Raw genomic sequence first — 16755 nt, 5'->3', positions numbered from 1 at the left:
GCCGTTCGTCACGTCTGCGGCTGCTCGCGCGGCAGCAGACGTGACGGAACGCCGCAGTCAGTCGCTCGGCAGCGCGCGGTGGGTGCGCCGCGGCGCGCGGCGGCGCAGCCAGACGTAGACCGAGCGCGCGTCTCCGCCGGCGCGGCGCGTGGCGGTGAAGCCGAGCTTCCGCAGCACGCCGAACGACGGGGCGTTCCAGGTGGCCACGGTCGCCCAGAGGATCGGGAAGCCGGCGTCGAACGCCGCATCCACCACCGCCGACGCCGCCTCGGTCGCGTAGCCGCCGTCGACGTGCGCGCGGAGCAGCTCGTAAGCCAGCTCGGGCTGGGCGGCGCTGGCCCGGCCGACGACCAGCCCGCAGTACCCGACGGCCTCGCCGGTCTCCTGGAGCTCGATCGTGTACAGCCCGAAGCCCTGCTCGTCGAAGCGGCGGCGCTGCGCATCCAGCCGCTCCCGCTCCTCCTCGACCGATCCCGGCTCGCGGCCGAGGGGATGCTCGGCGAGCAGCGCGAGGTTCCATTCGGCGTCGCGCCCGTCGCGCGGGCGCAGACGCAGGCGCGGGGTCTCGAGGGCGGACGGCATCGGCTGCACGCGGCCAGCGTACCGAACCGCCGGGCGCACGCCCCGCAAGCGGGGCACGGCGCGGATAGACTGTCCCCTTGAAAGACCGCCCACGAGAGGGACGAGGAACACCCAGGTGACGCGCAACGACGAGGTCGAGACCCAGCTTCCGGGCATGGATGCCGCATCCATCGCCGTGAAGCCCGGCCCCACCGGTCGCCCCCAGCGCGCGTTCCCGGTGCCCGCCCCGCTGGCGCAGCACGGGCCGGCGAAGATCGTCGCCCTCTGCAACCAGAAGGGCGGCGTCGGCAAGACGACGACGAGCATCAACCTCGGCGCGTCGCTCGCCGAGTACGGCCGCCGCGTCCTCGCGGTCGACTTCGACCCCCAGGGCGCCCTCTCCGCCGGGCTCGGCGCGCGCACGCACGACGCCACGACGATCTACGACCTGCTGCTGAACCGCCAGGCGGACGTGCAGGAGGCCATCCAGTCCACGTCGACGCCCGGCCTCGACATCATCCCGGCCAACATCGACCTCTCCGCGGCCGAAGTGCACCTCGTCAACGAGGTCGCACGCGAGCAGATCCTCGCCGGCGTGCTGCGCAAGGTCGCGAACGACTACGACGTCATCCTGGTCGACTGCCAGCCGTCGCTCGGCATCCTGACCGTCAACGCGCTGACCGCGAGCCACGGCGTCCTCATCCCGCTGGAGTGCGAGTACTTCGCGCTGCGCGGCGTCGCCCTGCTCATCGAGACGATCGACAAGGTGCGCGAGCGCCTCAACCCGGCGATCGAGCTGGACGGCATCCTCGCCACCATGTACGACTCCCGCACGCTGCACTCGCGCGAGGTGCTGGAGCGCGTCGTCGACGCCTTCGGCGACCGCGTGCTGGAGACCGTGATCTCGCGCACCGTGAAGTTCCCGGACGCGTCGGTCGCGGCCACCCCGATCACGCAGTTCGCGCCCGAGCACCAGGCGGCGGAGGCGTACCGCCAGCTGGCGCGGGAACTGGTGTTCCGTGGCGCCGTCGCCTGATACGACCGAACCGGGCACGACCGAACCGGGCACGACCGAACCGGGCACGACCGGCTCCGGCACGACCGAGCCGGAGTCCGCGGGCTTCCGCGTCTCGCTCGGCGAGTTCGAGGGCCCGTTCGACCTGCTCCTGTCGCTGATCACCAAGCACGAGCTGGACATCACCGAGATCTCGTTGAGCCGGGTGACCGACGAGTTCATCGCCTACCTGCGCGCGCTCGACACGGAGGAGAGCCTCGACGAGGCGAGCGAGTTCCTCCTCGTGGCCGCGACCCTGCTCGACCTCAAGGTGGCCGGACTGCTGCCGCAGGGCGAGCTGGTGGATGCGGAGGATGTCGCACTGCTGGAGGCCCGCGACCTCCTGTTCGCCCGGCTGCTGCAGTATCGGGCCTTCAAGGAGGCGTCGTCGTGGTTCGCGGAGCGGCTCGAAGCGGAGGGCGCACGGCACGCGCGGCTCGTGCGGCTGGAGGACAAGTTCCGCCAGCGCACGCCGGAGCTGGTGTGGACGCTGAGCCTCGACGACTTCGCGGCCCTCGCCACCCTGGCGATGACCCCGCGTGAGGTGCCCGTCGTCGGGCTCGACCACCTGCACGCGCCGCTGGTCAGCATCCGGGAGCAGGCGGCGATCGTGGTCGGGATGCTGCGCCACGGCGAGCCGATGAGCTTCCGCCAGCTGGTGGCCGGCGCCGAGCAGAAGGGCGTCGTCGTCGCGCGGTTCCTCGCCGTGCTGGAGCTGTACCGCCGCGCGGCGCTCGCGTTCGAGCAGCTGGAGCCGCTCGGCGAGCTGACGCTGCGGTGGACGGCGGAGCACTGGTCCGAGGAGAACCTGTCGAATCTGGGAGCCGACTATGACGGTTGAGAACACGGCCGAGATCGCGGAGGGCACGGAGGTGACGGACACCACCGAGGCGCCTGCACCCGTCGACGACGCACAAATCGAACGCGCGCTGGAGGCCATCCTCATGGTGGCGGACGAGCCGATGAGCGTCGTCACGCTCGCCACCGCGGTGGGAGCCCCGGTCAAGCGCGTGCGCGCCGCCATCGCGGCGCTGGTCGCCGACTTCGACGGCGAGGCGGGAGGCGTCCGCCGCGGCTTCGAGCTGCGCGAGGTGGGCGGCGGCTGGCGCATCTACGTGCGCGAGGAGTACGACGCGGTCGTCTCCGGGTACGTGCTGCAGCAGAATCCGACCAAGCTGTCCCAGGCGGCGCTCGAGACGCTGGCCGTGATCGCGTACAAGCAGCCGATCAGCCGCGGCGCGATCGCGTCCATCCGTGCCGTCAACGTGGATTCGGTGGTGCGCACCCTGCTCGGCCGCGGCCTCATCACCGAGCTCTTCACGGACAGCGAGACCGGCGCCATCAACTACGGAACGACCGAGTTGATGCTCAGCCAGCTGGGCATCAACTCGGTCGACGAGCTGCCGAAGATCTCCCCGCTCCTGGCGGACGGCGCAGACGGGTTCGAGGGCGATGTCCGCTGAGGGCACGGGGCAGGGCGAGCGCCTGCAGAAGGTGATGGCGGCCGCCGGCGTCGCGTCGCGCCGCGTCTCCGAGGAGATGATCGTCGCCGGGCGGGTGACCGTGAACGGCGTGGTCGTGCAGGAGCTCGGGACGCGCGTCGACCCGCTCACGGACAAGGTCGCCGTCGACGGCACCGCCGTGCAGCTCGACACCACCCGCCGCTACGTCATGCTCAACAAGCCGGTCGGCGTGGTGAGCTCGATGCGCGACGAGCAGGGGCGTCCGGACCTCTCGCGCTTCACCGCCGGGTACCCGGAGCGCCTGTTCAACGTCGGGCGATTGGATGCGGAGACCTCGGGCCTGCTCATCCTCACCAACGACGGCGAGCTCGCGCACGTGCTGGCGCACCCCAGCTTCGGCGTCACCAAGACGTACATCGCGCGCGTGCGCGGCGTCGTCACGCCGCAGACCATCGGGCGGCTGACGAAGGGCGTCGAACTCGACGACGGCCCGATCGCGGCCGACCGCGCCAAGCTGCTGCAGGCGAACCCGCGCGGCGACGACTCGCTGGTCGAGATCACGCTGCACTCCGGCCGCAACCGGATCGTGCGGCGGATGCTCGCGGAGGTCGGGCATCCCGTGCTGGAACTCGTACGGCGGCAGTTCGGCCCGCTCCACCTCGGGACGCTGAAGGCGGGCCAGCTGCGCGACCTGACAAAGGCCGAGCTCGGCCAGCTCCTGACCATCTCGCGCCAGGGCTGACGCGCTTCCTCCGTGATCGAGGGGTCGCAACGCGCCGCTATCCGACATGGATAACGGCGTGTCGCGTCCCCTCGAGGCCGTCGGCCGACGGACGTCCGGGGCAGCCTCTAAGGTGGACGGGTGACTGACTCCACCGCCCGCCTCGCCGGTCCCGTCCGCGTCGTCGGCGCGGGGCTGCTCGGCGCCTCCGTCGGACTCGGGCTGCGCGCCCGGGGCGTCGACGTGCTGCTCGCCGACGCCTCGCCCGCCCACCTGCGGCTGGCGGCGGACTACGGCGCGGGCCAGATCGACGACGGGGGAGTGGAGCCCGCCCTGATCGTCGTCGCGGTCCCGCCCGACCTCACCGGCCGGGTGATCGCGGAGGAGCTGGCGAAGCATCCCGAGGCGATCGTCACGGATGTGGCCAGCGTGAAGGTCGCGCCGCTCGCCGAGCTCGAGGCGTCCGGTCTCGACCTCGCGCGCTACGTCGGCGGCCACCCGCTCGCCGGGCGCGAGCGCGGCGGCCCCTCGGCCGGCCGCGCCGACCTGTTCATCGGCCGGCCGTGGGTCGTGGCCGCGCGCCCGGAGAACCCGCGCTCGGCGGTCAGCCTCGTGGAGGCGCTCATCCTCGACCTCGGCGCGACCCCCATCGAGATGGATGCGGACCAGCACGACGCCGCCGTCGCGCTCGTCTCGCACGCGCCCCAGATCGTCTCGTCGCTCATGGCGAAGCGGCTGGCCGACTCGCCGGACGCCGCCCTCGCGCTCGCCGGTCAGGGCGTCCGCGACGTCACCCGTATCGCCGCGAGCGAGCCCGAGCTGTGGGTGCAGATCCTCGGCGCCAACGCGCCCGCGATCGTGGAGATCCTGCGCGCCTACCGCGACGACCTCGACCGGGTGCTCGTCGCCCTCGGCGACGTCGACGCCTCCGGGGCGCGGCGGACGATCGCCGAGGAGATCGCCGGCGGCAACATCGGCGTCTCGCGCCTGCCGGGCAAACACGGCCAGGACCGGAGATATTCGCGCTTCGTCGTGATGGTGGAGGACCGGCCCGGTGAGCTCGCGCGGCTGCTGCGCGAGCTCGGCGAGCTCGGCGTGAACATGGAGGACCTGCGGCTGGAGCACTCGCCCGGCGCACCGTTCGGCCTCGCCGACATCGCGGTGCTGCCCGAGGTGGCGCACCGCACGGTCTCCGACCTGACCGAACGAGGATGGAGGATCACCGGATGACCGACACGATCGTCGTCGCCGTCGACGGACCGGCCGGGAGCGGCAAGTCGAGCGTGAGCAAGGCGGCCGCCGGCCGTCTCGGCTGGGCGTACCTCGACACCGGCGCGGCGTACCGCGCCCTCAGCTGGTACGTCGTGGAGCGCGGGATCGACGCGACCGACGCCGCCGCGGTGATCGACGCCCTTCCCGACTTCGACTACCGGATCGGCACCGACCCGGCGAGTTATCACGTGTTCGTGGGCGACCACGACGTCACGGAGGCCATCCGCACGCCCGAGGTGACGGCGGTGGTGAGCGCCATCGCGCGCGTCCCCGAGGTGCGGACGTTCCTGACGGAGCTGTTCCGGGACATCATCCGTGGCACCGATCGCGACGGCATCGTGGTGGAGGGCCGCGACATCACGACCGTGGTCTGCCCGGATGCGCCCGTGCGGATCCTGCTCACCGCCGACGAAGCCGTTAGAATGGCCAGGCGTTCCGCGGAGCTGGCCGACCATTCCGCCGCCCACGTCGGCGAGGCACTGCGGAGGCGCGACGCGGCCGATGCCCGCGTCGTCGACTTCATGAACGCCGCGGACGGTGTGACCACCGTCGACTCCACCGACCTCGACTTCGACCAGACCGTCCACGCGGTCATCCAGGTCGTACAGAAAGCAGCCCATGTCTGACATCGAAAACGAGCCCGTCGGCGACGACGACCTCGTCGCCCGGCTCTCCACGCTCGACGAGGACCTCGCGGTCCAGCGCGCGAACGCGCTCCGCAGCGGCCTCGAGGAGTACGAGCTCGACGAGAGCGACCTCGACCTGCTCGACATCGCCGGCGAGGACGTCGAGGGCATCACCTACCTGCCCGCGCTTCCCGTCCTGGCGATCGTCGGACGCCCGAACGTCGGCAAGTCTGCGCTCGTCAACCGCATCCTGGGCCGCCGCGAGGCCGTCGTGGAGGACACGCCCGGCGTGACCCGCGACCGCGTCTCGTACCAGGCGGAATGGAACGGCCGTCGGTTCACGATCGTCGACACCGGCGGCTGGGAGCCGGACGCCCGCGGCATCGACGCCAGCGTGGCCGCGCAGGCCGAGGTCGCGATCGACCTCGCCGACGCCGTGCTGTTCGTGGTGGATGCGACGGTCGGCGCGACCGCCACCGACGAGCGCGTGGTCCGCCTGCTGCGCAAGACCGACAAGCCGGTCTTCCTCGCCGCCAACAAGGTGGACGACGCCCGCCAGGAGCCGTTCGCGACCGAGCTGTGGTCGCTGGGTCTCGGCGAGCCGCATCCGGTGTCGGCACTGCACGGCCGTGGCGTGGCCGACCTGCTGGACGAGGTGCTGAAGGTGCTCCCCGAGGAGTCCGCCTTCGCCAAGCGCGAGATCGGCGGCCCGCGCCGCGTCGCGATCATCGGGCGCCCCAACGTCGGCAAGTCGTCCCTGCTCAACAAGACCGCGGGGGAGGAGCGTGTCGTCGTCAACGACCTCGCCGGCACCACGCGCGACCCGGTGGACGAGCAGGTCGAGCTGGGCGGGCGCGTCTGGCGCTTCGTCGACACTGCGGGCATCCGCCGCCGCGTGCACCTGCAGCAGGGCGCCGACTTCTACGCCTCGCTCCGCACCTCCACCGCGCTGGAGAAGGCCGAGGTTGCCGTCGTCGTCCTCGACGTCAGCGAGCCGATCAGCGAGCAGGACGTGCGCATCATCGACCTGGTCCTCGAGTCCGGCCGCGCGCTCGTGCTCGCGTTCAACAAGTGGGACCTCCTCGACGACGAGCGCCGCCGCTACCTGGAGCGCGAGATCGAGCAGGACCTCGCGCACGTCTCGTGGGCGCCCCGCGTCAACATCTCGGCCCGCACCGGCCGGCACCTGGAGAAGCTGGTTCCCGCGCTGGAGCTGGCGCTCGAGTCGTGGGACACGCGCATCCCGACCGGCAAATTCAACGCGTTCCTCGCCGAGCTGACCGCGGCGCACCCGCACCCCGTCCGCGGCGGCAAGCAGCCGCGCATCCTGTTCGGGACGCAGGCGTCGAGCCGTCCGCCGACATTCGTGGTCTTCACGACCGGGTTCCTCGACCCGGGCTACCGGCGGTACATCATCCGCCGGCTGCGCGAGGTGTACGGCTTCGAGGGCACGCCCATCGTGCTCAACATGCGGGTGCGCGAGAAGCGCAAGCGCTGACCGGCGTGGCGCCGGCACCCCCGCTCAGCGCTGGCGGGCGACGTCGAGGACGGGGGTGAACGCGTCCGGCGGGTGGATGACCACCACGGTCGTCGTGCCCTCGGGGAACAGCCGCGCCACGTCGGCCGGGTCGGCGCGGTCGTCGACGGTCACATCCACCGTCTCCTGCCAGCGCCCGTCGGTCAGCCGCTGCACCGTCGCCTCCCAGGTGATGCCGGGCGTCGCGCGGGCCTGCAGCCGGAGGTGGATGCCCACAGCGCGCTGCCGCGCCAGCAGCGACAGCAGTCCCCGGTAGACCGCGGTCCGTCCCGCGACGATCAGCCACGGGTCGAGTTCGCGCACGAGCAGGTCGGCGTTCCACAGGATCGTCGTGGCGAACCCGCTGCGCGACTGGTACACATCCACGGCCACCACACCGTGCAGGCGCCGGACCGTGCGCTTGAGCGTGCCGCGGGTGATGCCCTCCTCGACCGTGCTGTGCAGGTAGAGCGGCACCGACGGCCGCGGCGGCAGCCCGCCCGCGCGCGCCGTGGCGTGGTCGTGGATGCGCTGCGCTCCCGTGAAGAACGCCGCCGCCACGTCCGCCAGGAGCGCGCGCACCCGCTCGTCGGGCGGATCCGCCTCGACGGCGGCCGCCGTGTCCGCGTAGGCCGTCGACTGGTGCAGCTCGCCGATCCGGAACCCGTGCGACAGCGGCGGGCGTCCCTTCACAGTCAGGAACGGCGCGCCCGCGCCCTCCCGGAGCGGGTTCTCGCGACCTTCGATGCGCGGCACCGGGTCGAGCACGTGCTCCAGCGCGAGCACGCTCACCGCATCCGGCACCGGGATGCGGCCGAGCGGCGACCCCGCGACCAGCAGTTGAGTGACGTTGAAGCCGGCCGCGGTGGCCGTCGTCGCCAGCTGGGCGGCGACCATCCCGCCGAGGCTGAAGCCCGCGAGCAGCACCGGTTCGCCCGGCAGGATGCCCGCCTCCCGCATCGTGTCGAGCGCCGCCCGGGTGACGGTCGGCTCCTCGCCGCCGCCGATGAGCAGGTCGGCGGTCAGGTCGTTCGGCGCCGCGCCCGCGCGGGGGTGCCACGACTTCGTGCTCGCGAACTGCACCATCCACCGCCGTGAGCCCGGCGCTCCGATCTCGATGATCCGCACGAGTCCCACATCCGCCCGGTCGTCGAGGTCCGGGTCGCAGAGGTCGTCGATCTCGCGCTGGCTGAGCAGCACTTCGCGCAGCGATCGCACCGAGCGACGGCGCATCGCGCCCGCGGCGATCCCGGGCTGACCGAGCGGGTCGGGGGAGGGGCCGAGCGGCAGCCCGAGCAGTCCGGCGGGGATGTCGGGGAGACCGGGCGTCGGCACGTAGTCGTCGCCGCGCGACGGGTCGTTCCACCAGTCGAGCACGTCGCGGATCTGCGGGAACGCGCGCGCCAGGAAGTCGTCGTAGCCGAGCAGCAGCGCATCCTGGCCGTCACGCAGCAGGCCGCGCCGGCGGCCCAGGCGGACGACCTTGCGCAGGATGGCGGGCAGCGTGAACACCGCGACGTACGGCCGCGCGCGCCACTTCGGCCGGAACACCCCGACGAGCGACACCAGCAGCGCGAGCGGCGCGAACAGCACGCCCGAGACCCGGGCCGTGCCGCCGATCGCCCGCGGCACCAGCGACAGATACAGCGCGCTGAGCGCAATACGCCGGGCGCGGCGGCTCGACGGCGGGGGAGTCGCGAACGGGTACGGGGTGCGCGCTCGCCGCTGCAGCGCGAACCAGACCCAGGCGGCCGCCGCGCCGATCAGCCAGCCGACGACCGCGAGCACGGCCCCGACGATTCCGAGGGCCGCGAGCACGAGGCCCAGTGCGATCGCGACCGGGACGCCGACGACCAGTCCGAGCACGAGCGCGGTGCGGCCCAGCGCAGTCCGGCCCCGCCACAGTTCCGGGCGCCACAGTTCCGGCGGCCACAGCTGCGGGGACGGCTGCGACGGCATGCCGCCAGCCTAGCCCCGGGCCTCCGACACTCCCCGGGTCACACGCGGCTCGATGCGTATGTATGGAAACGTCGCCATGCAAGAGCGACACACCAGCGCGGCGTGTGCAACTTCGCAGGAAGGCACCCCCAAAGAAGGGGCGACCACAAGAGGGGTATTTGTACCCCGGTTTGTCCTCACTAGTGTGGACAACCAGGAGCCACCCGACCGTGCCCACCCGAGGGCCGGGCTCCTGACTTCAAGGACGCATACCCGATCATGAGTTCTCACACCTCCTACACCCCTGCCCGAAAGCGCCAGCTCGGCTCCGAGAAGCGCACCGAACCGCTCCCGACGGTCCACCCGAAGCCCTCCGACCGGAAGATCACCTGGAGCCGCGTCGCTATCGTGCTGACCGTCCTCTTCTGGGCGATCTACGTGGTCACCACGATCATCCGTCAGTTCATCGACAGCGGCAGCCAGAACTTCCGCTTCACGATGGAGGCCATCGGCTACACGGTCGTCGTCACTTTCCTCACCTTCTCGGCGCTGATGTACCTGGTCGCCCGGCAAGGCGCCTTGCAGCGGTTCCAGAAGCACGTGCGCGTGCCGCGGGCCGAGCTCGACCGCCACTTCGCCGAGAACCAGCCCAGCATCACCGTGCTGGTGCCGTCGTACGCGGAGGAGCCGGCCGTCGTGCGGATGACCCTGCTCTCCGCCGCGCTGCAGGAGTTCCCCTCGAAGCGCGTCGTCCTCCTCCTCGACGACAACCCGAACCCCACCGATCCCGCGGTCCGCGAGCGCCTCGACGCCACCCGCGACCTGGCGCACGACATCAGCGCCATGCTCGCCGAGCCGCGCTTCCGCTTCTCCGACGCGCTCATGCGCTACGAGCTCGGCGACGCCGGGGTCTACGCCACCGACGACGCCGCGCTCGAGCTGGCCGACCACTACCGCTGGGCGGCCCAGTGGCTCTACGAGCAGGCGGATGCGCACAGCATCGACGACCACGTCGACGTCTTCTTCGCCGACCAGGTGCTCCGCGCCCTCGGCGACGACCTCGCCCTCACCGGCGAGGCGGTCGCCGCCGCCATCGCCGAGGGTGCGACCCTCACCGCCAAGCGCGTCGCGCAGCTCTACCGCCGCCTCGCCTGGACGTTCGACGCCGACCTCGCCGTGTTCGAGCGCAAGCAGTGGGCGTCGCTCTCGCACGAGGCCAACAAGGCGATGAACCTGAACGCCTACATCGGCCTGATGGGCGGCACGTACCGGGTCGAGGAGACGCCGGAGGGTCACATCCTCACCCCGGTCCCGGCCGGCCAGCGCCGCCCGGGCGACATCGAGATCCCGGACAGCGACTTCCTCCTCACCCTGGATGCCGACTCCATCCTGCTGCGCGAGTACTGCCTCCGGCTCACCTACTTCCTGCAGCAGCCGGACAACGCGCGCGTCGCCGTGACCCAGACCCCGTACTCGTCGTTCCGCGGTGCGGGCACCCGCATCGAGCGCCTGGCGGGGGCGACCACCGACATCCAGCACATCCTGCACCAGGGCAAGTCGTACTACGGCGCCACGTTCTGGGTGGGCGCGAACGCGGTCATCCGCAAGCGCGCGCTGGACGACATCGTCGAGACCGAGTTCGTCGGCGGTTTCGAGGTGCGCCGCTACATCCAGGACCGCACGGTCATCGAGGACACCGAGTCGAGCATCGACCTGGGCACGCACGGCTGGACGCTGTCCAACTACCCGGAGCGCCTCAGCTACTCGGCCACCCCGCCGGACTTCGGCTCGCTGATCGTCCAGCGCCGCCGCTGGGCGAACGGCGGACTGCTCATCCTGCCGAAGCTGTGGCGTCAGGTGAAGGAGCGCAAGCGCCGGGGTGAGACCGTGTCCCGCATCGAGCTGCTGCTGCGCGTCAACTACATGGCGTCGATCAGCTGGGCCAGCTTCGGCCTGATCTTCCTGCTGGCGTACCCGTACGACGGCCGTCTGCTCAGCCCGATGGTGCTGCTCGCCGCGCTGCCGTACTTCATCAGCCAGGCGGCGGACCTCCGCTACAGCGGGTACAAGGCCACCGACATCTTCCGGATCTACGGCTTCAACCTCATCCTGCTGCCCGTGAATCTGGCCGGCGTGCTCAAGTCGATCCAGCAGTCGCTGACCGGCAAGAAGATCCCGTTCGCCCGCACGCCGAAGGTGAAGAACCGCACCGCGTCGCCGCTGCTCTACGTGATCGCGCCGCTTGCGATCGTCGCGTTCTCGCTGTTCACCTTGTGGCGCGACGTCAACGCGCACAACTGGGGCAACGCCGCGTTCGCCGCGTTCAACGCCACCCTGGCCATCTGGGCGATCGTCGCCTACATCGGCATCGGCAACACGATCGTCGACATCTGGCTCGGGATGACGAAGCCGCTCTACGTGGACAAGTCGCGCAAGCGGGTGGCCGAGGAGGCCGCTCCCGCTACGGCGTCGCTCAACTGGCGCTCGGTGCTCTACCACGGTCACGCGGGCGGGGAGGTTCCGCACCTGGCCGGTGTCGGCGCCGTTGTCGCCGAGAGCGACGTGTCCGACGCGGTCGCCGAGTCGGGCTCCACGCCCGAGGCAACGTCGTCTTCGTCGTCCTCGTCCGTCTCCGGTGAGAAGCAGGCCGCCTGATGGCCCGGCAGAAGAACGCGTCGCCGGACGCCGCATCCACCGCCCCATCTTCCGCGGACGCCGTCGATCGCGCACAGGCCCCGGAATCCTCGGGCGGTCGGCGCCTGTCGCCCTGGCGCGTGATCGGCGCGGCCCTCGTCGCCATCGTCGTGGTGTCGGTCGGAGCCGTCGGCTTCCAGTGGTGGAGCGCCCGCGCCGCCGTCGACGCGAAGCCGTGGTTCGCCTCCTACGTGGACGTGACCGCGACACCGCGGTTCGCGTTCGAGAACCTGGGCGGCACCTCCACCAAGGATGCTGTGCTCTCGTTCGTCGTGTCGTCGAAGACGGACCCGTGCGCACCCAGCTGGGGCGCCGCCTACTCGCTCGACGAGGCCCGCGGTTCGCTCGACCTGGACCGCCGCATCGCCCGGCTGCAGCAGCAGGGCGGGACGGTCGCCGTCTCGTTCGGCGGCCTGCTGAACGATGAGCTCGCGGTCGGCTGCGACGACCCGTCGGCGCTGACGAAGGCATACGCGTCGGTCGTCGACCGCTACAAGATCGGGACGATCGACCTCGACCTGGAGGGCGCCGGCCTCACCGACCGGGACGCGTCCGAGCGCCGCGCCGAGGCCATCGCCGCCCTGCAGCAGGAGCGCCGCGCCGCAGGGAAGGGCCTCGCCGTGTGGCTGACGCTGCCCGTCGCGCCGTCCGGCATGACCTCGGACGGGACGGACGCCATCGCCGCCATGCTCAAGGCGAAGGTCGACATCGCGGGCGTCAACGTGATGACCATGGACTTCGGCGACGCCAAGGACGCGAAGACGTCGATGGCGAAGGCCGCCGAGTCCGCCGTCTCCGCCGCCCAGCGCCAGCTCGGCGTGCTGTACGACCGGGCGAAGCTGCACCAGAGCGACCCCAGCCTGTGGGCGAAGCTCGGCGCCACCCCGATGATCGGCCAGAACGACACACCGGGCGAGGTCTTCTCGCTCGCCGACGCCGCATCCTTCAACAGCTGGGCCGTGTCGAACGGTCTCGGCCGGATGTCGATGTGGTCGGCGAACCGCGACAAGACGTGCGGTTCCAACTACGTCGACCTGACCGCGGTGTCGGATGCGTGCAGCGGCGTCTCGCAGGGCAAGAAGACGTTCGCGGGCGTGCTGGCGAAGGGCTTCGACGGCCACATCTCGCTCGGGGAGTCGGCGGTCACCACCGCCGAGCCGACCTCGACGGCGGCCGCGGACGACCCGGCGACCTCGCCCTACCCGATCTGGGCCACCAAGAACTCGTACCTGAAGGGCGCGAAGGTGGTCTGGCACCACAACGTGTACCAGGCGAAGTGGTGGACGAAGGGCGACGTTCCGGACAACCCTGTGCTGAACGCGTGGGAGACGCCGTGGGAGCTGGTGGGCCCGGTGCTGCCGGGTGAGACGCCCATCCCGCAGCCGACGCTGCCCGCCGGCACGTACCCGGCCTGGAGCGGGACGGCGGCGTACGACAAGGGCCAGCGCATCCTCTTCGACGGCGTGCCCTTCGAGGCCAAGTGGTGGACGCAGGGCGACAGCCCCGAGGCCGCCAGCGCCGACCCCGACTCGTCGCCGTGGGCTCCGCTCACGCAGGACGAGATCGACCAGATCATCGGCGGCTCCGGCCGCTGAACCAGGATCGGCGGCGGGACGCTGACTCCCCCCATCGTGTCCCGTCGCCGACTCGACCTGGACTCCCGCTGCGGGGCGGGAGCACCCAGGCGCCCGCGCGCGCCCTAGGCGTGCCCGGCGCAGTGCCGGCGGGGATGCGCGTGCCTTCGGGTGGTGCGCGTCGTCCCTGCCGGCACGCTAGAACCCGCGTTATCGCTTCGTGACCCCGGGGCGGCGACACCGACTCTAAGCTGATGCTGCTGCGGGGAGCAGCACAACAGAACACTGGGGGGAACATGAATCGATCGTCGAAGGCCGCCCTCGTCGGGGCGACCGCCATCGTGTCGGTGCTCGCACTGGCGGGTTGCGCCGCCGGTACCGGCGCCGCAGCCGCACCGACGCCGACCGTGACCGTCACGTCGACTGTGACGGCGACGCCCGCGCCGGCGTCCGCCTCACCGGACGACCCGATGGATGCGCTGACCGCCTGGACGGCGTGCGTCGTGCTGGCGCAGGAGGTCTACGTCTCGCAAGCGCCGAACGCGAAGATGGCGCCGTACAGCCCGAAGACTCCGCCGACGAAGAACGCCGACGGAACCTGGCGGGCGATCGTCGGCTTCCCGCTCGACCCGCCGCCGGAGGGGGCCGCCAGCGTCGTGGTCATCTGCGACATCGGCGGCACGAAGGGCGCTCCCACCCTCGTCCACTGGTCGACCAAGGACATCTGACCGGAGCGTGCGCGAGCCCTCCCCGCGACACGGTAGGATGGTCGAGTTGCCTCGCGCGGCTCCGGCCGCGAACGACGGTAACGGGCTGTGGCGCAGTTTGGTAGCGCACTTGACTGGGGGTCAAGGGGTCGCAGGTTCAAATCCTGTCAGCCCGACCAACGAAAATCCCGGTCAGACGAGAAATTGTCTGACCGGGATTTCTTTCGTTAAGCGCGTTTACTGCTGCCCTGTGTGCACTCTGTGTGCACTAGCCGCTCGGGGGATGGACTCGTTCGCCTTTTCGGAGGCTTCGCGCGCCGCATGGGCGATGAGGTGGGCGTAGATATCGGCGGTGACGGACACCGACGAGTGCCCCAGCATCTTGGACACCAGCCCCAGCTCTGCACCGCTGGCGAGCAGCAGGGAGGCGCGTTCGTGGCGCAGGCCGTGGAAGGTCATTCGGGGGAGTCCCGCCTGAACACGGAGCTTGTCGAACAGTCGCGTGACGTACTGCGGTTTCAGGGGTTGGCCGTCCACATAGGTGAACACGTAACCCGTGTCCTCCCACGCGCTCCCGAGAGTGTCAGCCTCCGCGCGCTGTTGTGCTCCCCATGTCAGGAGAACGCCGCCGGTCATCGGGTCGTATGTGATGGTGCGACGGCCAGCGGAGGTTTTGGGGGCGTTCTCGACAATTGTTGTGCCGGCGGTGGTGCGGTTGTTGCGGATGGTGATCGTGCTTTTGTCCATGTTCACGTCAGACCAGCGCAGGCCGATGATTTCGCCGCGCCGCATCCCGGTCTGCACGGCCAGCTCGAACAGTGCCCCCAACCGGTGCGCGGCGGCCACGTCCAGAAACGCTCCGACCTGTTCAGGTTCCCACGGGGTGAATTCGTGAGCCGTGGTGCTGGGGAGGCGTATACCCGCGCCGGGATTGTGGTCGAGTAGTTCGTCCTGCCATGCATGCTTGAGCGATCCTTGCACGACGGCGGCGATACGGCGCACGGTGGTCGCTCCGCGGCCGTCTGCCGTCAGATTGGAGACGAACGCGTTGACGTGGTGGCGGCGAATATCGGTGAGCTTCATGCGGCCAAGGGCGGACGGCTGAATGTCGTTTGCGATGTAGGTCCGATAGATGGTGGCTGTTGTGGGGCGCAGACCTTCGCCGGTGGTGAGCCGCTGCGTTAGCCAGGCGTCGAGGTATTCGGCGTACGTCTGTTGCGACGGCGTGACCAGCGTGCCGCCGTCGACCTTGCCGCGGATGGCACGTGCCGCTTTAGCGGCGTCGTTGCGTGTGGTGAACGTCGCTTTGCGGATCTGGCGGCGGCGGTTCGTTTTCGGGTCACGGCCGGCGGCAATGTAGTACCCCCACTTGCCGTGCTTAGGGTCGGACATCCTGGGGCATGCGGCGGCGGTCTGCTCGGGTGTGGCGTTCTCGCGCAACACCGAGTATTGGCGTCCGTCGATCTCGCATCCGCAACGACGGTAGAGGTAGTAGTCAGCAGTAGGCATTTCGGGTGTTCTCCGGCTCTAGGAGGCGATCTGGGTAGGGAACAGGTGGGGCGGGCATCAGCGCCCGCCCCACCTGCTGGGCGGCTTAGGCGGGCAGCGCTTCGAGTGTTCGCGTGAGCAGTTTGCCTGGGTCAACGTGGAACTTGACCGCGGCGTGGAACACGTCGGAGACGGAGCAGTCCGGGTGCGACAGCACGTCCGCCACGGCAACCTTGTACCGAGCGCCCGCGGGCAGTTCGGAGGTAGCACGGATGCCGCCGTTGATCTTCGCAGTAGCCTTGGAGGTGTTCATTTTGATGCGCTTCCTTCCAGTTGTTGCATCAGGGTGGATAGCCCTCGTGTCCTGTTCGCCCAGGCACGGGGGCCTTTTTTGTTAATCCCCGGTTGAGGGGATGTCGGATCGCTCGAAGAACGACGCGGGTTCTAGAACGTTGCGGCTGCGGGCCTCTCCGACCCATCGGCCGGCGGTCGAATACGGCTTGTCGTAGTGGCTCGCCACGGCGCGCGTCGGGTTGTCGCCCGCCAGGAACGCCTGGCGATATACCTCAGCGACCTCGGACAAGAACGCGTTGGACATGCGCCGCCGTTGACGCACTGGCTGTACCTCTTCGGCGGCATCTGTCCCGGGACGCCAACGCGGCAGGTTGTCGTCAGTCGCCTCGTCCTCATCAAAAAGGGCGAGGTTGAGGTAGGCGTGCCGGATCCACCATTCGCGCGGGCGTGCGTCAAAGATCCGTGCCAGCGCGTCATCTGTGTGTGCCTGGGGCGACAGCCCGGCGGCAAGGCGAATCGTGTTCGTTTCAGGGTCTGCGAGAAACATGAGCACAACCATGAATTCGCCGTCGTCGGAGCGCACGTAAGTCTCGAAGATGTGGGGCACAGCGACTGCGCCCACGGGAACCTTGCGGAGCGCGTGCGCTTTCTCTGCCTCAGTCGGAGGGACGTAGAGGGACCATCCGGGGTGAACGCTCAGCACGTACCCGTCGGGGTTTCCGAGTTCGCCAATGTCAAGGGGCTTCGCCATGTCCCCATTACACCACGATGTGCCTCCGGTGTCTACTCTTTGTCCTCCTAATGGTGTGTTACCGATATGGACCTGTGTCCGTTATCGGTCATGCCA

The 16755-nt window shown here is 70.3% G+C and carries 15 protein-coding genes and 1 tRNA gene; 11 read left to right on the top strand and 5 right to left on the bottom strand.

Annotated features, from left to right (window positions below; all coding sequences use genetic code 11):
* Nucleotides 1-57: 57 nt before the first annotated feature.
* On the bottom strand, nucleotides 58-582 hold the full coding sequence (locus tag ACTJI1_RS08500) for a GNAT family N-acetyltransferase (RefSeq protein ID WP_440742832.1): 525 nt from the start codon (nucleotides 580-582) through the stop codon (nucleotides 58-60).
* 115 nt (nucleotides 583-697) lie between these two features.
* Between ACTJI1_RS08500 and ACTJI1_RS08495 the strand changes: the two genes are divergently transcribed.
* The 7 genes from ACTJI1_RS08495 (at nucleotide 698) to der (ending at nucleotide 7195) form a co-directional block, all read left to right on the top strand.
* Nucleotides 698-1597, top strand: coding sequence for a ParA family protein (locus tag ACTJI1_RS08495; RefSeq protein ID WP_440742290.1), 900 nt, complete (start codon nucleotides 698-700; stop codon nucleotides 1595-1597).
* A complete protein-coding gene (locus ACTJI1_RS08490) occupies nucleotides 1581-2456 on the top strand; it encodes a segregation and condensation protein A (protein ID WP_440742289.1) in 876 nt (291 codons plus the stop codon). The genes ACTJI1_RS08495 and ACTJI1_RS08490 overlap by 17 nt, the downstream gene beginning before the upstream one ends.
* Nucleotides 2446-3078: an SMC-Scp complex subunit ScpB gene (gene scpB / locus ACTJI1_RS08485; RefSeq protein ID WP_440742288.1), complete on the top strand. Its 633-nt coding sequence runs from the start codon at nucleotides 2446-2448 to the stop codon at nucleotides 3076-3078. Before ACTJI1_RS08490 ends, scpB begins: the two co-directional genes overlap by 11 nt.
* Nucleotides 3068-3820, top strand: a complete 753-nt coding sequence (locus ACTJI1_RS08480; RefSeq protein ID WP_440742287.1) for a pseudouridine synthase — start codon at nucleotides 3068-3070, stop codon at nucleotides 3818-3820. Before scpB ends, ACTJI1_RS08480 begins: the two co-directional genes overlap by 11 nt.
* Nucleotides 3821-3940: 120 nt before the next feature.
* Entirely contained in the window at nucleotides 3941-5029 is a 1089-nt protein-coding gene (locus tag ACTJI1_RS08475) for a prephenate dehydrogenase (RefSeq protein WP_440742286.1), read from the top strand.
* Entirely contained in the window at nucleotides 5026-5697 is a 672-nt protein-coding gene (cmk, locus tag ACTJI1_RS08470; RefSeq protein ID WP_440742285.1) for a (d)CMP kinase, read from the top strand. Before ACTJI1_RS08475 ends, cmk begins: the two co-directional genes overlap by 4 nt.
* On the top strand, nucleotides 5690-7195 hold the full coding sequence (der, locus tag ACTJI1_RS08465; RefSeq protein WP_310128024.1) for a ribosome biogenesis GTPase Der: 1506 nt from the start codon (nucleotides 5690-5692) through the stop codon (nucleotides 7193-7195). Before cmk ends, der begins: the two co-directional genes overlap by 8 nt.
* 24 nt (nucleotides 7196-7219) lie before the next feature.
* On the opposite strand, the gene ACTJI1_RS08460 is transcribed toward der, so the two are convergent.
* Nucleotides 7220-9172, bottom strand: coding sequence for a hypothetical protein (locus ACTJI1_RS08460; RefSeq protein ID WP_440742284.1), 1953 nt, complete (start codon nucleotides 9170-9172; stop codon nucleotides 7220-7222).
* Between the two features lie 258 nt (nucleotides 9173-9430).
* Here ACTJI1_RS08460 and ACTJI1_RS08455 point away from each other — a divergent pair, with 258 nt between their 5' ends.
* The 4 genes from ACTJI1_RS08455 to ACTJI1_RS08440 all read left to right on the top strand — a co-directional run bounded on the left by ACTJI1_RS08455 (nucleotide 9431) and on the right by ACTJI1_RS08440 (nucleotide 14305).
* Nucleotides 9431-11806 carry a glycosyltransferase family 2 protein gene (locus ACTJI1_RS08455; protein WP_440742283.1) on the top strand — a complete coding sequence of 792 codons (2376 nt, stop codon included), beginning with the start codon at nucleotides 9431-9433 and terminating at the stop codon, nucleotides 11804-11806.
* On the top strand, nucleotides 11806-13440 hold the full coding sequence (locus tag ACTJI1_RS08450) for a chitinase (protein WP_440742282.1): 1635 nt from the start codon (nucleotides 11806-11808) through the stop codon (nucleotides 13438-13440). Before ACTJI1_RS08455 ends, ACTJI1_RS08450 begins: the two co-directional genes overlap by 1 nt.
* A 275-nt stretch (nucleotides 13441-13715) precedes the next feature.
* Complete coding sequence (locus tag ACTJI1_RS08445; RefSeq protein ID WP_440742281.1) at nucleotides 13716-14147, top strand: hypothetical protein; 432 nt, start codon at nucleotides 13716-13718, stop codon at nucleotides 14145-14147.
* A gap of 81 nt (nucleotides 14148-14228) precedes the next feature.
* Nucleotides 14229-14305 (top strand) — tRNA-Pro (locus ACTJI1_RS08440).
* Nucleotides 14306-14363: 58 nt separating this feature from the next.
* On the opposite strand, the gene ACTJI1_RS08435 is transcribed toward ACTJI1_RS08440, so the two are convergent.
* From ACTJI1_RS08435 to ACTJI1_RS08425, 3 genes are all read right to left on the bottom strand, one after another.
* Entirely contained in the window at nucleotides 14364-15635 is a 1272-nt protein-coding gene (locus ACTJI1_RS08435; RefSeq protein WP_440742280.1) for a tyrosine-type recombinase/integrase, read from the bottom strand.
* Nucleotides 15636-15720: 85 nt separating this feature from the next.
* Nucleotides 15721-15927 (bottom strand): hypothetical protein, encoded by a 207-nt coding sequence (locus ACTJI1_RS08430; RefSeq protein ID WP_440742279.1) that lies wholly within the window; start codon nucleotides 15925-15927, stop codon nucleotides 15721-15723.
* 81 nt (nucleotides 15928-16008) lie between these two features.
* The gene (locus ACTJI1_RS08425) at nucleotides 16009-16659 is read right to left on the bottom strand and encodes a hypothetical protein (RefSeq protein WP_440742278.1); all 651 of its coding nucleotides are present in this window, start codon (nucleotides 16657-16659) and stop codon (nucleotides 16009-16011) included.
* Nucleotides 16660-16755 lie beyond the last annotated feature (96 nt).

The sequence above is a fragment of the Leifsonia sp. 22587 genome, from assembly GCF_052044215.1.
GTDB lineage: Bacteria > Actinomycetota > Actinomycetes > Actinomycetales > Microbacteriaceae > Leifsonia > Leifsonia shinshuensis_C.
This window is presented reverse-complemented; position numbering and strand designations above follow the sequence as displayed.

What these genes read in the sequence shown, in the direction of transcription:
- ACTJI1_RS08460 (WP_440742284.1), bottom strand. Translation starts at nt 9,172, where the DNA reads ATGCCGTCGCAGCCGTCCCCGCAGCTGTGGCCGCCGGAACTGTGGCGC.
- cmk (WP_440742285.1), top strand. Translation starts at nt 5,026, where the DNA reads ATGACCGACACGATCGTCGTCGCCGTCGACGGACCGGCCGGGAGCGGC.
- ACTJI1_RS08435 (WP_440742280.1), bottom strand. Translation starts at nt 15,635, where the DNA reads ATGCCTACTGCTGACTACTACCTCTACCGTCGTTGCGGATGCGAGATC.
- der (WP_310128024.1), top strand. Translation starts at nt 5,690, where the DNA reads ATGTCTGACATCGAAAACGAGCCCGTCGGCGACGACGACCTCGTCGCC.
- ACTJI1_RS08425 (WP_440742278.1), bottom strand. Translation starts at nt 16,659, where the DNA reads ATGGCGAAGCCCCTTGACATTGGCGAACTCGGAAACCCCGACGGGTAC.
- ACTJI1_RS08445 (WP_440742281.1), top strand. Translation starts at nt 13,716, where the DNA reads ATGAATCGATCGTCGAAGGCCGCCCTCGTCGGGGCGACCGCCATCGTG.
- ACTJI1_RS08500 (WP_440742832.1), bottom strand. Translation starts at nt 582, where the DNA reads ATGCCGTCCGCCCTCGAGACCCCGCGCCTGCGTCTGCGCCCGCGCGAC.
- ACTJI1_RS08455 (WP_440742283.1), top strand. Translation starts at nt 9,431, where the DNA reads ATGAGTTCTCACACCTCCTACACCCCTGCCCGAAAGCGCCAGCTCGGC.
- ACTJI1_RS08480 (WP_440742287.1), top strand. Translation starts at nt 3,068, where the DNA reads ATGTCCGCTGAGGGCACGGGGCAGGGCGAGCGCCTGCAGAAGGTGATG.
- ACTJI1_RS08450 (WP_440742282.1), top strand. Translation starts at nt 11,806, where the DNA reads ATGGCCCGGCAGAAGAACGCGTCGCCGGACGCCGCATCCACCGCCCCA.
- ACTJI1_RS08430 (WP_440742279.1), bottom strand. Translation starts at nt 15,927, where the DNA reads ATGAACACCTCCAAGGCTACTGCGAAGATCAACGGCGGCATCCGTGCT.
- scpB (WP_440742288.1), top strand. Translation starts at nt 2,446, where the DNA reads ATGACGGTTGAGAACACGGCCGAGATCGCGGAGGGCACGGAGGTGACG.